This is a genomic window from Streptomyces sp. NPDC058457 (assembly GCF_042720695.1).
Lineage (GTDB): Bacteria > Actinomycetota > Actinomycetes > Streptomycetales > Streptomycetaceae > Streptomyces.
This window is the reverse complement of sequence record NZ_JBHXLU010000043.1, coordinates 36,280-49,137: the sequence shown is the minus strand read 5'-3', so window position 1 is coordinate 49,137 and position 12,858 is coordinate 36,280. Positions and strand designations below refer to the sequence as shown.

General features: G+C 72.8%; 11 protein-coding genes. 6 read left to right on the top strand and 5 right to left on the bottom strand.

What is annotated here, in order from left to right; genetic code table 11:
* Positions 1-65 precede the first annotated feature (65 nt).
* Positions 66-668, top strand: coding sequence for an NAD(P)H:quinone oxidoreductase (gene wrbA, locus ACFWPS_RS29355; protein ID WP_383710086.1), 603 nt, complete (start codon positions 66-68; stop codon positions 666-668).
* A 295-nt stretch (positions 669-963) separates the two neighbouring features.
* On the opposite strand, the gene ACFWPS_RS29350 is transcribed toward wrbA, so the two are convergent.
* On the bottom strand, positions 964-1,368 hold the full coding sequence (locus ACFWPS_RS29350; protein ID WP_383709997.1) for a tautomerase family protein: 405 nt from the start codon (positions 1,366-1,368) through the stop codon (positions 964-966).
* A gap of 72 nt (positions 1,369-1,440) precedes the next feature.
* Here ACFWPS_RS29350 and ACFWPS_RS29345 point away from each other — a divergent pair, with 72 nt between their 5' ends.
* The 4 genes from ACFWPS_RS29345 to ACFWPS_RS29330 all read left to right on the top strand — a co-directional run bounded on the left by ACFWPS_RS29345 (position 1,441) and on the right by ACFWPS_RS29330 (position 6,406).
* Positions 1,441-2,445, top strand: coding sequence for a zinc-binding dehydrogenase (locus ACFWPS_RS29345; protein ID WP_383709995.1), 1,005 nt, complete (start codon positions 1,441-1,443; stop codon positions 2,443-2,445).
* Between the two features lie 237 nt (positions 2,446-2,682).
* Positions 2,683-4,266, top strand: coding sequence for a benzoylformate decarboxylase (gene mdlC / locus ACFWPS_RS29340; RefSeq protein WP_383709992.1), 1,584 nt, complete (start codon positions 2,683-2,685; stop codon positions 4,264-4,266).
* A gap of 47 nt (positions 4,267-4,313) precedes the next feature.
* Positions 4,314-5,063: an SDR family NAD(P)-dependent oxidoreductase gene (locus tag ACFWPS_RS29335; RefSeq protein ID WP_383709989.1), complete on the top strand. Its 750-nt coding sequence runs from the start codon at positions 4,314-4,316 to the stop codon at positions 5,061-5,063.
* An 89-nt stretch (positions 5,064-5,152) separates the two neighbouring features.
* A complete protein-coding gene (locus ACFWPS_RS29330; RefSeq protein WP_383709986.1) occupies positions 5,153-6,406 on the top strand; it encodes a cytochrome P450 in 1,254 nt (417 codons plus the stop codon).
* A 148-nt stretch (positions 6,407-6,554) separates the two neighbouring features.
* On the opposite strand, the gene ACFWPS_RS29325 is transcribed toward ACFWPS_RS29330, so the two are convergent.
* On the bottom strand, positions 6,555-7,550 hold the full coding sequence (locus ACFWPS_RS29325) for an Lrp/AsnC family transcriptional regulator (protein ID WP_383709984.1): 996 nt from the start codon (positions 7,548-7,550) through the stop codon (positions 6,555-6,557).
* 193 nt (positions 7,551-7,743) lie between these two features.
* Between ACFWPS_RS29325 and ACFWPS_RS29320 the strand changes: the two genes are divergently transcribed.
* The gene (locus ACFWPS_RS29320) at positions 7,744-9,345 is read left to right on the top strand and encodes an MFS transporter (RefSeq protein ID WP_383709981.1); all 1,602 of its coding nucleotides are present in this window, start codon (positions 7,744-7,746) and stop codon (positions 9,343-9,345) included.
* A 4-nt stretch (positions 9,346-9,349) separates the two neighbouring features.
* On the opposite strand, the gene ACFWPS_RS29315 is transcribed toward ACFWPS_RS29320, so the two are convergent.
* The 3 genes from ACFWPS_RS29315 to ACFWPS_RS29305 all read right to left on the bottom strand — a co-directional run bounded on the left by ACFWPS_RS29315 (position 9,350) and on the right by ACFWPS_RS29305 (position 12,747).
* On the bottom strand, positions 9,350-10,681 hold the full coding sequence (locus ACFWPS_RS29315; RefSeq protein WP_383709978.1) for an enolase C-terminal domain-like protein: 1,332 nt from the start codon (positions 10,679-10,681) through the stop codon (positions 9,350-9,352).
* Between the two features lie 147 nt (positions 10,682-10,828).
* Positions 10,829-11,503 (bottom strand): response regulator, encoded by a 675-nt coding sequence (locus ACFWPS_RS29310; RefSeq protein WP_383709975.1) that lies wholly within the window; start codon positions 11,501-11,503, stop codon positions 10,829-10,831.
* A complete protein-coding gene (locus ACFWPS_RS29305) occupies positions 11,500-12,747 on the bottom strand; it encodes a sensor histidine kinase (RefSeq protein ID WP_383709972.1) in 1,248 nt (415 codons plus the stop codon). The genes ACFWPS_RS29310 and ACFWPS_RS29305 overlap by 4 nt, the downstream gene beginning before the upstream one ends.
* Positions 12,748-12,858: the final 111 nt, after the last annotated feature.

Below are 12,858 nucleotides of genomic sequence, written 5' to 3'. Positions count from 1 at the left end.
CCGCCGCCCAGAAGACCGAGGCGGCGTCCGCCGTCCAGAGCGCAGAACAGCGAGAGGAACTCCCCATGTCTCCCAAGATCGCGGTCATCTACTACTCGTCGACCGGTACCGTCCACGAGCTGGCCGAGGCCGTGGCCGACGGCGCCCGCAAGGAGGGTGCGGAGGTACGGCTGCTGCGCGTGTCCGAACTCGCGCCCGAGGAGGCCATCGCGAGCAACGACGCCTGGTCGGCCCATGCCGCGGCCACCAAGGACATCCCGATCGCCACCCAGGCCGACATCGAGTGGGCCGACGCCGTCGTCTTCGGCAGCCCCACCCGGTTCGGCAACATCGCCAGCCAGCTGAAGCAGTTCATCGACACGCTCGGCGGGCTGTGGGCGCAGGGCAAGCTGGCCGACAAGGTCTACAGCGGCTTCACCGCCACGGCCAGCGCGCACGGCGGCCAGGAGTCCACGCTGCTCGCGCTCTACAACTCCGTCCACCACTTCGGCGGCATCCTCGTCACCCCGGGCTACACCGACCCGGTGAAGTTCGTGGACGGCAACCCCTACGGCACCAGCCACGTCAACGGACAGGGCGCGATCCCCGTCGACGACACCGCCCGCGCCGCCGCCGTCTACCAGGGCAAGCGGGTGGCCACCGTCACCGCCCGTTTCAAGGCCGCGTAACCGACGACCGACGAGGGCCGCGCAGCGGACGGCCCACCGGGGACGGCCGTGTGCCCGGCGGCAGGGGGCTGCCGCCGGGCACACGGTCATGAAGGCGTTGTCCCATGGGCAACTCGGTGCACTGAGCGCTCCACCGGACATGCCGCGACATGCCGTCGGTGGACTGCGGCGCCGTCGTGGCGGGTCGCTCCCCCGAGTTCTCGGCTTCGCTCGAACCCGGGGGACCCCCGTCGCTGCGGCAGCCGCACATTCGATGCGGCCCCGCGCCCCTTCAGGGCGCTGCCGAACCGCAGGGTCAGGAGTCGCCCCGCCGGGCCAGCCACTCCTTCTCCTCGCCCGGTTCGGGCAGGACCAGGCCGCCTTCCACGGCGGAGCGGGCGGGGCCGTCCTGGAGCACGACCATGACGTGGCTCTCCGGTACGCCGGTGACGCGGGCGGCGGCGGAGGACAGCTCCAGCGCCAGCCGGGTCGCCTCCTCCTGCGGGTGTCCCCGGCGGACCCAGCCGGAGACGATCAGCGGGGCTCCGGGCTCCCCGCCGACGAAGACGCTGTCCGGCGGCGGCTCGGAGAAGATCACGTTGACGTAGGCCGGCGGCACATGGTTGATCGCCACATGGATCCGGGTGATCTCGGAGGCCAGCGCGGCCTTCGACCCACCGGTCAGCGTTCCCTGCGCTGCGGTGCAGATGTAGACGGGCATTTCGGCTCCTCAGCGGAGAGCGGCGGAATCGGAATCGCGCACGGCGACGACGGAAGGGCGGCGAGGGCCGTGATGGAAGCGGTGGTCCTGGGTGTGGACCGGAAGATCGTGCTGGAGTCGAGGCCCGAGCCCGGACTCCGTCCCGACCAGGTGATCGTGCAGGTCGACCTGTGCGGCATCTGCGGCAGCGACCTGCACGCGCCGCACCTGCCACAGGTCTACCGCGGCGGTTTCGTGATGGGCCACGAACCCTCGGGCCGTATCACCCGCGTGGGCGATGAGGCCGGGGACTGGAAGGTGGGCCAGCGGGTCGCCGTCAACCCGAACGGCAACGTGTGCGGCCACTGCACGTACTGCCTCTCGGGACGGCCCAACTTCTGCCGGCAGGCGACCATGGAGACCGCGCTCGGGCTGCAGACGGACGGCGCCCTCGCCCGGCGGATGGCCGTCTTCCCGGGCACCCTGCGGGCGCTGCCCGCGTCGATGGGGCGCCTGGCGGCCGCCTGGGTCGAGCCGACGGCCACCGCGCTGCGGGCCGCGGTCCTGGCCGGTGACCTGGGGGGCGCCACCGTGGCGGTGTTCGGCGGCGGTCCGATCGGCCAGCTGGCCTGCCGTATCGCCGTCCACCGGGGCGCGGGCCGGGTCGTCCTGGTGGAGCCGGCCCCGGAGCGCCGCCGCTTCGGCCAGGCCTCCGGCGCCGAGCTGACCCTGAGCCCGGCCGAGTCGGGTGCCGAACTCGCCGAGTCCACGGTGGACGTCGTGTTCGAGTGCTCGGGCAGCGCGGGGGCCCGGGCGGAGGCCCTGCGACTGCTGGCGCCAGGCGGGGTGCTGGTCAACGTGGGGGCGGGGCCCGGCGGCGGCTTCGACCCCGATGCCGTCCTGCTCAAGGAGATCACCATCCGTGGGTCGTTCGTGTACGGCTCCGAGTTCGACGACGCCGTCGGTCTGCTCGCCCGCGGTGACATCCGCGTCGACGACCTCACCACGGAGATCGTCCCGGTCGGCGAGGCCCTGCGAGCCATCGACGCCCTGCGCTCCGCCGAGGTCATGAAGGTGTTCGTGGCACCCAACGGCTGACACCACACTCCGACGGCCCAAGGTGTCCCGGCTTCGGTCATCCGACTGACGCCGGAACCGGGGTGCACGGTCATCCGGCCGCGCGCGGCACGGACCCGTCGTTTCAGCAGACCCTTCAGTCATCGGACGGAAGGCATGGCAACCGCGCCCGGGTCAGGATGGGACGGATCATCCCGATATCGGGCCCGGCACGAGAGCTGGCAGGCCGCCATGACCGCACAAGCCACCGTCCGAAGCGTGACCTACGATCTGCTGCGTTCCCTCGGACTCACCACCGTCTTCGGGAATCCGGGGTCCACCGAACAGCCGTTCCTGCAGGAGTTCCCGGAGGACTTCACCTACGTACTCGCCCTGCAGGAGGCCTCCGTCATCGCGATGGCGGACACCTTCGCCCAGGTCACCGGTCGGCCCGCGCTGGTCAACGTGCACTCCTCGGCCGGTCTCGGCAACGCCGTCGGCAACCTGGTCGCCGCCTACCACGGCAACACCCCGCTGATCGTCACCTCCGGCCAGCAGCACCGGGAACTGCTGATCGGCGAGCCCTACCTGGGCAACCGGGAGGCCACCACGCTGCCCAAGCCGTGGGTCAAGTGGTCGTACGAGCCCGCCCGCGCCGAGGACGTGCCCGAGGCGTTCCTGCGGGCCTATGCGATGGCCCTGCAGCCGCCCGCCGGTCCCGTCTACCTGTCCGTGCCGATGGACGACTGGAAGCGCCCGCTCTCCGGCTTCAGCCGTATGCGGACCTTCAGCAACCGGGTGGTGCCCGACCCGGACCGGCTGCGCACGTTCGCCGACCGCATCTCGGCCAGCAGCAGTCCGGCGCTGGTCTTCGGGCCGGAGGTCGACAAGGCCGGCGGCTGGGACGCGGCCGTCGCGCTCGCGGAGAAACTGCGCGCGGCCGTCTACGGCTCCCCGCTCCTCGACCGCGCCTCCTTCCCCGAGGACCACCCGCTCTTCCGCGGCCCCCTCGGTATGTCGGTCAAGACCATCAGCGACCGCCTGGAGGGGCACGACCTGGTGGTCGTGATCGGTGCGGAGGTCTTCCGCTACTACCCCTATGTCCCGGGCCCCTACCTGCCCGACGGCACCGAGCTCCTGCAGATCACCGGCAACCCCGACGTGGCCGCCGCGGCCCGCGTGGGCGACAGCCTGCTGGGCGACCCCAGGACGGCGATCGAGCTGCTCCTGGCCACCGTCGAGGACGGATCGGCCCGGACCGCCCCGCAGCCGATGGAGCGTCCCCGGGTGCTCCCGGAGGCACCGAACAGCCCGCTGACCCCGCCGGAGGTGTATGCCGCCCTGAGCAGCGTCAAGCCGACCGACGCGGTCATCGTCAACGAGTCGACCTCCACCATGGCCCAGCAGATCGAGTGGCTGCCCACCACCCGGACCGGGTCCTTCTTCGCCACCGCCAGCGGTGGCATCGGATGGGGCGTGCCGGCGGCCGTCGGGGTGGCCCTCGCCGACCGGCAGCGGGGTGTGTCCCGGCCGGTCGTCGGGCTGATCGGCGACGGCTCCTTCCAGTACTCCGTGCAGTCCGTCTGGACGGCGGCGCAGCACCGGCTGCCGGTCGTCTACGTCGTGATGCGCAACCAGGAGTACTCGATCCTCAAGTCGTTCGCGGTCCTGGAGGAGACGCCGGGCGTGCCCGGCCTCGACCTGCCCGGTCTCGACATCGCCGGTGTGGCCCGCGGTTTCGGCTGCCGAGCGGTCGACGTGGACACGACCGAGGACCTGCAGCGCGAGTTCAAGGCGGCCCTGACCGCGGACACCACCACCGTCATCGTGGTGGCCACCCAGCCGCAGAAGGCCATGCTGTGACCGGACCACGGGAGTAGCGGGAGCGGATCGGGAACACGGGAGCAGAGATGGATCTCGGACTGAAGGACCGCGTCTACATCGTCACCGGCGGCACCCGTGGTCTGGGCCTGGCCGCCGCCCGCGAACTGACCTCCGGCGGTGCCAAGGTGGTGGTCAGCGGGCGCAGCACGCACTCGCTGGCCGCGGCCGAGGCGGAGCTGGGCGGCCCCGGGCAGGCCGTCGGGGTGGTCGCCGACAACGCCGACGCCGGGACACCCGACCGGTTGACGGCGGCGGCGCACGAGGCGTTCAAGGGGCTGGACGGCGTGCTGATCAGCGTCGGCGGCCCGCCGACGGGCACCACGGACAGCATCGACGACGAACAGTGGCGGGCCTCCTTCGAATCGGGCTTCCTCGGCGCGGTGCGGTTGTCGCGGGCCGTCGCCGCGCGGCTCGGCGAGGGCGGGGTGATCGGTTTCGTCCTGTCGACCTCGGTGTACGAGCCGATCCCCGGCCTCGCCGTCTCCAACGCCCTGCGGCCCGCACTGGCCGGCTACGCGAAGACCCTCGCCGGGGAGGTGGGCCCGCGGGGCATCCGGGTGGTCGGGCTGGTCCCGGCCCACATCGGGACCGACCGGGCGCTCGAACTCCAGTCGATCACCGGCGACGCCGACACCACGGCCGCCGGCATCCCGCTGCGCCGCCTCGGCACCCCGGAGGAGTTCGGCCGTACCGCCGCGTTCCTGCTGTCCCCGGCCGCGGCCTACGTCACGGGCGCGATGGTGACGGTCGACGGCGGAACACGGGCCAGCTTCTAGGAACTGCCGCTTCCGAACTCTCCTTGACAGTACCCAACTTGACCATAATGCTTGCCGAAGAAAGCAATATGTTCAAGCGGGAGACCTCGATGACCACACACACCCCGGGCGGCGAGGGCACCGCACTTCGGGCCGTACTGGAAGGGTCCGCGTTCCAGGCGGACCCGCACGCGGTGCTGCGGCGGCTGACGGAGTCGGGGGCCGCGCACCGCTGCGAACCGGCCGGTGCGCCACCGCAGTTGCTCGTCACGGGGTACGAGGCGGCACGCCAGGTGCTCACCGATCCGCGGGTGTCCAAGCGCAGCGAGCGCGCAGGCCTTGAGCCCGGCTGGCTGATGAGCGGGGTCCGGGACGAGGTCGGGGTCGACTACATGCTGACCATGGACCCGCCCGACCACACCCGGCTGCGCAAGGTGGTGGCGCGTGCCTTCACCCCGCAGCGGGTCGAGGCGCTCCGGCCGCGGACCCGGGAGATCGCGTCCCGGCTGGCGGACGACGTACTGGCCGCGGAGGCGCCGGACCTGGTCGACGGCTTCGCCGCCCGCGTCCCCATCTCGGTGATCTGCGAACTGATCGGTGTGCCGCTGGGCGACTGGGACCGGTTCCGCTGGGCCTCGGAGCAGATCGTGGCCCCGGTCGCCGGTTCGGACCGGGTGGAGGCCTACGTATGGATGAGCGGGTATCTGGCGGAGCTGATCGCCGGGAAGCGGGCCGAGCCCGGACCGGACCTGCTGAGCGCGCTGGCCACTGACACCGGCGACGACCGGCTCACCGACCCGGAGCTGGTCGGCATGGCCTTCCTGCTCCTGATCGCCGGGTACGAGACGACCGCGAACCTGATCGGCGCGGTGCTCCTCGGCCTCGCCCGGCAGCCGGAGCTCCTCAAGGCGCTGCGCGCAGATCCGGGGCTGATCCCGGGGGCGGTCGAGGAGTTCCTGCGGCTGGACGGGCCGGTGCTGACGGCGACCGAGCGTTTCGCCACCGAGGACCTGCGGGTGGGCGAGGTGCCGGTGCGGCGCGGCGACATGCTGCTGGTGTCGCTGGCCGCGGCCGACCGTGACCCGGCCCGGTTCGAGGACCCGGACGCCTTCCGCCCGGACCGTCCGGCCGGCGGCCATCTCGCCTTCGGCCACGGCGTCCACCACTGCCTGGGCGCCCCGCTGGCCCGGATGGAGGCCGAGGTCGCGGTCACCGCGTTCGTACGACGGGTGGCGGGCCTGAGCCTGGCCGTGGCCGAGGCCGACCTGGAGTGGGCACCGGGCCTTTTGATGCACGGGGTACGGCGGCTGCCCGTGTCGGTCGTGGCCGCCGGGGGCATCGAGAGCACCGTGAGTTCCGTCTGAGCGGGTCCGGCAAAGTCCGCTGCGGTTCGGCAGCGCCCCGTAAGGGGCGCGGGGCTGTGTCAGTATCCGGCTCCGCCGCGTGGGCGCGACCAGCCACGGCGGCGCCGCAGCCGACACACGGCATATCGCGGCACTTCCGGCGGAGCGCTCAGACAGGCGCCGCCGGCACCAGCCGGCCCCGGGAGATGAGGGATGCCGCCTTCTTGAGGGGGCGGGCCCGCATGCTGACGCTGTAGCCGTCGATGCCCGAGGTCGCGGCGACGCGCGTGGTCAGGTAGCGGTAGAAGTCGTCGGGGTCCCGGGCGACGACGCTGACCAGCAGGTTGTACTCGCCGGTGACGGCCCCGGCGAACGGGACCTCCTCGTGGCGGGCGAACTCCTCGCCGACCCGCTCCAGATGGGCGGGGGCCACCCGCAGCCAGACGGTGGCGTTGAGGGGGTAACCCAGGTGCTCCGGCAGCAGTTCGACCTCGTATTCGAGGGTGCCGGAGCTCTCCAGCGCCTCCAGCCGACGAGCCACCCGGGCCGACGACCAGCCGGTGCGGTCGGCAAGGCGGGTGTGGGTGGTACGGCCGTCCTCGGCGAGGGCGTCGAGCAGCGGGGCGTCCTCCTCCGCGGGAGGCGGCGGGGGCGCGGCGGCGGGCGGCGGCCGTTCCGCCGTGAGCAGCCGTACCTGCTCGGCGTCGAGGCTGTCCCCGTAGCCGGTCCACTCTGCGGTGCCGGGAGCGCCGTACTCGTGCAGGAGCAGGTCGACGCTGACGTTCAGGACCGAGGCGGACCTCGGCAGCTGCCGGAAGAGGGCGTCGTCGCGCTCCGTGTCGAGCGGCGAGCGGATCACGCAGAAGATCTCCGAACCGCCCGATGCCAGATGGGCATAGGAGATGTCGGGGCGCCGGGCCAGGGCGTCGGCCAGCGGGCCGACCCGGTCCGGGCGGCAGCGGACCCGGGCCACCCACTGCGCGGAGCCGTACACCCGGGGGTTGACGAGTCCCAGCACGCGCAGCGTGCCGCTGCGGCGCAGCGCCTGGTAGCGGCGGGCCGCGGTCTGCTCGGAGACACCGGCCACCTCGCCGATCCGGCGGAAGGGCAGCCGGGGCGCGCACTGCAGGGCACGGAGGATCTTTCTGTCCACGATGTCGAGCATGGCGGAAGTCTGTCACGCGGAGACGGGCGGGATGGAGGTTTTGACAGCCGGAGGGCCTCTTGGTTGGTGGTTGCGGGTGTGCAGACCGGATGCTGTGGCGGCGGGTTTCCCCTCGGACACCCGTACGACACAGGCCGCCGGACACGCCGGTGGCCTTCGACCGCGGTGCGGTGCGCCGCGAAGGAGTATCTCCGTGAACGTCACGACACCGGCGAGCGGGCCGGTCGAGCGACGGGCGGCCACCATCGTGATGGCCTGCCTGGGCGTCTTCGTCGCCTATCTTCCGGTCACCACCGTCTCCGTGAGCCTGCCCGCCCTGCAGGCCGCGCTGAACGCCTCGACCTCCCAGCTGTCGTGGGTGCAGGACGCGTTCGTGCTGCCGATGGCCGCGTTCATCCTGACCGCGGGCGTCTTCGGGGACGTCCACGGGCGCAAGAAGGTGTTCCAGGCGGGCCTGCTGTTCTCGGCGGCGGGCGCGGTCACCGCCCTGTGCGCGCACTCGATCGAGGTCGTCTGGGCCGGACAGGCCCTGGCCGGCGTCGGCGCGGCCGCGCTGCTGCCGACCACGCTGGCGCTGATCAGCCATGCGGTGCCGGACCACCGGGAGCGCGGCAAGTTCATCGGTGTCTGGGCCACCTGCCTGATGGCGGCCCTGGCCGTCGGTCCGCTGATCGCCGGTGTGGTCGTCCAGCACTTCTCCTGGCGCTGGGTCTACCTGCCGAGCGTTCCCGTCGCACTCCTGGCCGTCGCCGTCGCGGCCCGGCAGCTGCCCGACTCGCGGGCACCGCACGGGCGCCGCCTGGACTGGCCCGGCCAGCTCACCGCCACGCTCGCGGTCACCGCGCTGGTGTACGGCGTGATCGAGGGCGGAGCGGGCTCGTTCACCGACGTCAAGGTGATGGTGGCGCTGTTCACGGCCGTGGTCGCCGGTGCCGGGTTCGTGCTGGCGGAGCGGCGCAGCGACAGCCCGATGCTGGACCTGAGCCTGTTCCGCAGCCCCGCCTTCACCGCCACCACGCTGGTCGCGATGACCAGCTTCCTGGCGCTCATCGGGTTCTTCTTCGTGCTCAGCCTCTACTTCGGCATGGTGCAGCGGCTCGACACCATGGCGGCGGCGTGGCGGCTGCTGACGGTCACCGGGGCGGCCCTGCTGGTCGGCGGGCCGGCCGGGCGGCTGATGCACCGGATATCGGCACGGGTGATGATCACCGGCGGTCTGCTGCTGGTCGCCGCCGCCCAGTTCGCGCTGACCGGTCTCGCCGTCGACACCTCGTTCGGCTCGGCGGCCTGGCGGCTCGCGCTGCTGGGTGTCGGGATGGGCTTCGTGATGACGCCGATGACCGCGACCGCGGTGGCCTCCGTGCCGTACCACCTGGCCGGCATGGCCGCCGCGGGCAACAACGCCTTCCGGCAGGTCGGCGGCGCCCTCGGCCCGGCCGTCCTGGGTGCGCTGCTCACCACCCGGGCCCTCGACGCGCTGCCGGGTCACCTCACCGACGCGGGGGTCACCGGCGCGACGCAGGACCGGGTCGTCTCGGTCGCGCAGGCGGACGGTCTGGGCGCGGTCGCCGGGCTGGACCTGGGCGCGCGGACCGGGCAGACGATGGGCGCGCTCGGCGACTCCTTCCTGGACGGAATGCGCCTGTGCCTGATCACGGCGGGCAGTCTGACGCTGCTGGCCGCCCTGGTCGCGGTGGTCCTGCTGCGCACGCCCCGGCAGCAAGGGACGCTCAGGGCGGCCGGCCACACCACGGCCTCGGCCGAGCAGGTCGTCCCGGCGACGCGGGGCGCCTGACGGCTCACCGCACCAGGCAGGGCCGTTTGGCGTCGAAGCTCCAGCCCTCCACGAGGTACTGCATCCCGGCCGCGTCGTCCCGACCCGCGCCGAGGCCCTGCTCCTCGTGGAGGGCGTGGGCCGCGAGCAGCCGGTCCATGTCGAGGCGGACGCCGAGGCCGGGGGCATCGGTGACGGCGACCTCGCCGCCGGTGATCCTCGGCGGTTCCACGGTGAGGCGCTCCTGTCCCTCCTGCCAGATCCAGTGCGTGTCCAGGGCGTTGTACTCGCCGGGGGCCGCGGCACCGCAGTGGGCCATCATGGCCAGCGAGATGTCGAAGTGGTTGTTGGAGTGGCAGCCCCAGGTCAGCCCCGTCTCGTGGCAGAGCTGCGCCACCCGCACCGACCCCCGCATGGTCCAGAAGTGCGGGTCCGCGAGCGGGATCGACACCGACTGCAGGGCGAGGGCGTGGGTGAGCTGCCGCCAGTCGGTGGCGATCATGTTGGTCGCGGTGGGCAGCCCGGTGGCCCGGCGGAACTCGGCGAGGATCTCGCGCCCGGAGTAGCCGCCCTCGGCCCCGCAGGGGTCCTCGGCGTAGGCGAGCGTGCCCAGCAGCGGACGGCACAGCTCGACGGCCTCGCGCAGGGTCCAGGCGCCGTTGGGGTCGAGGGTGATCCGGGCCTCGGGGAAGCGTTGCTTCAGCGCCTGTACGGCCTTGACCTCCTCGGCGCCCGCCAGGACTCCGCCCTTGAGCTTGAAGTCACGGAAGCCGTAGCGGTCGTAGGCCGCCTCGGCCTGCCGGACGATCGACTCCGGGGTGAGGGCCGCCTCGCGGCGGATCCGGTACCAGGGCACGTCCGAACCGGGTTCGCGCAGGTAGTCCAGGTCGGTGCGGTCGGGGTCGCCGACGTAGAAGAGGTAGCCGAGGACGCGTACCGAGTCGCGCTGCCTGCCGTCGCCGAGCAGGGCGGCGACGGGCACCTCCAGGTGCTGGCCGAGCAGGTCGAGCAGGGCGGACTCGACGGCGGTGACGGCGTGCACGGTGGTGCGCAGGTCGTAGGTCTGCTCCCCGCGGCCACCGGCGTCCCGCCCGGCGAACTCCTCCCCCATGGCCCGCAGCACCCGCTGGTAGTCGCCCAGCCGGGAGCCGACGACCAGCGGCCCGGCATCCCGCAGGGTCCGGGTGATCGCCTCCCCGCCGGGCACCTCACCGAGCCCCGTACGGCCCTCGGAGTCCTCGACGACCACGACGTTGCGGGTGAAGTACGGGGCGTGCGCACCGGAGAGGTTGAGCAGCATCGAGTCCCGGCCTGCCACCGGATACACGGAGAAACGAGTGACGAAGGGCTGTCTCATACGGAGACAGTATCTACATATGAAGATGAGCACCAGAGACGCGGGCCGGCTGCCCAGGTCATCGGGGGTGCGGGAGCAGTCGCCCGGCCGCGCCCGGTTCCGCGGCGGCCGCCGGGCCGCGGCTGCCCTGCCGGACAGGGCCCTGTCTCAACGGGCGCCCGGAGTGACCAGTCCCGTCTCGTAGGCGACGACTACCGCCTGGGCGCGGTCGCGCAGGGAGAGTTTGCCGAGGACACGGGAGACGTGGGTCTTGACGGTGGCCTCGGAGAGGTGGAGGCGGGCGGCCATCTCGGCGTTGGACAGGCCCTGGGCGAGCAGCCGCAGGACGTCGAGTTCGCGGGGGGTGAGGTGGGCGAGGTCGCGGTGCAGGGCGGCGGTGTCGGCACCGGCCCGGGCGAACCGTTCGACGAGGCGGCGGGTGATGGCGGGCGCCAGCAGCGCGTCACCGGACCGGACCGTGCGGACGGCGGCCGTGAGGTGCTCGGGCGTCACGTCCTTCAGCAGAAAGCCGCTGGCCCCGGCGGACAGCGCCGCGTACACGTACCGGTCGAGGTCGAAGGTGGTCAGCATGAGGATGCGCGGCGGGTCGGGGGCGGCGAGGATCCGGCGGGTCGCCTCCAGGCCGTCCAGCTCGGGCATCCGGATGTCCATCAGGACGACGTCGGGCCGGGTGCGCCGTACCGCGGCCACCGCCTCGCTGCCGTCCGTGGCCTCGGCGACGACCTCGATGCCGTCGGCGGCGAGGATCAGCCGGAAGCCGGTGCGCACCAGGGCCTGGTCGTCGGCGACGACGACCCTCGGCGGACCCGTCGGCGAACTCACCCGCGCTCCAGGGGTATCAGGGCGCGGATCCGGTAACCGCCCAGCGGACGCGGCCCGTTGCTCAGGGTGCCGCCGTGCACGGCGAGCCGTTCGCGCAGCCCGACCAGTCCGCGCCCGTTGCCGGTGGCGGCGGCCGGTCCTGGGGTGCCGCCGGAGTCGGTGACCTCGACGCGCAGTTCGTGCTCGGCGTAGTCGACGCGTACGTCCGCCCGCGAACCGGCCGCGTGTTTCAGGGTGTTGGTGAGCGCTTCCTGCACGACGCGGTAGGCGGTCAGCTCGACCCCGCCGGGCAGCGGCCGGACCGTTCCGGAGACCGACAGCTCGACGGGGGTGCCGGTGCCGCGGGTCCGGTCGATCAGGGGGCCGAGCCGTTCCAGACCCGGCTGCGGCTCCAGCTCCGTCTCCTCCGGGTCGTCCATCGTGAGCAGCCCCATCACCTGCCGCAGCTCCCCCATCGCCGTACGGCCGCCCGCCTCCACCGCGAGCAGCGCCTCGCGCGCCTGCTCGGGCGAACTGTCCATGATCTTACGGGCGGCGCCGGCCTGGATGACCATCACGCTGACATTGTGTGTCACGACGTCGTGCAACTCCCGGGCGATCCGGGCCCGTTCGTGCTCCACGGCACTGCGCAGCGCCTCGGCCTGCCGGCGCTCCACCTCCGCCAGCCGCAGCCGGCTCTCGGCCGCCCGCACCTTCCAGCTGCGCAGCCCGACCGTGGCCACGACCAGCGGCGCGGAGATCATCAGCGGCACGTACTGGGTGGGCACGGTCGGATCGACGCCGAAGGGCGTGTGCGGTACCGACTTCCCGATCACGAAGGTGAGGAGCACGGCCAGCGCGAGCGTGGCCGTCGCCGCCGGCCGGTAGGGGCTGTAGGCGGCCGCGCTGTAGGCGGCGACGACGCAGGCGTAGAAGGTGAGCCGGCTGACGTCGGCAGGAGTGAGCGCGTTCGCCATCAGCACGATCCACAGCGCGGCCAGCGGGTAGCGGCGGCGCCAGACGAGCGGCACGGAGGCCAGGAACACCAGGCAGACCAGCCCCGCCATGCTGTGCCGGTGGGCCTGGTCGTCGAGGTCACCGGTCGTGTAGTCGAGGGAGGAGACCAGGAGGATCAGGGCGAGGGCCGCGTCGAAGAGCCGGCCGCGCACGGTGGGCACGGGTACGGCACCGCTCGGCTCGGCCAGCGCGCGCAGTCGTAGCCGCTGCCGCTCCCGGATCGGCTCCCCCGTCCGCGTGGTCGTCATCGCCCCATTCTCGGCGCGTACCGCTCCCAGGGCATCCCTCCCCCGGCTACATCTGAAGGATGACCCGGCGCCCCATACCTCCGGCGGGGTAGGGCGATTACCCCCGGCGCC

Bases quoted from the DNA above. Each gene is read 5' to 3' on its own strand.
- ACFWPS_RS29315 (WP_383709978.1), bottom strand. From the start codon at position 10,681: ATGAGACAGCCCTTCGTCACTCGTTTCTCCGTGTATCCGGTGGCAGGC.
- ACFWPS_RS29305 (WP_383709972.1), bottom strand. From the start codon at position 12,747: ATGACGACCACGCGGACGGGGGAGCCGATCCGGGAGCGGCAGCGGCTA.
- ACFWPS_RS29335 (WP_383709989.1), top strand. From the start codon at position 4,314: ATGGATCTCGGACTGAAGGACCGCGTCTACATCGTCACCGGCGGCACC.
- wrbA (WP_383710086.1), top strand. From the start codon at position 66: ATGTCTCCCAAGATCGCGGTCATCTACTACTCGTCGACCGGTACCGTC.
- ACFWPS_RS29350 (WP_383709997.1), bottom strand. From the start codon at position 1,368: ATGCCCGTCTACATCTGCACCGCAGCGCAGGGAACGCTGACCGGTGGG.
- ACFWPS_RS29325 (WP_383709984.1), bottom strand. From the start codon at position 7,550: ATGCTCGACATCGTGGACAGAAAGATCCTCCGTGCCCTGCAGTGCGCG.
- ACFWPS_RS29330 (WP_383709986.1), top strand. From the start codon at position 5,153: ATGACCACACACACCCCGGGCGGCGAGGGCACCGCACTTCGGGCCGTA.
- ACFWPS_RS29345 (WP_383709995.1), top strand. From the start codon at position 1,441: ATGGAAGCGGTGGTCCTGGGTGTGGACCGGAAGATCGTGCTGGAGTCG.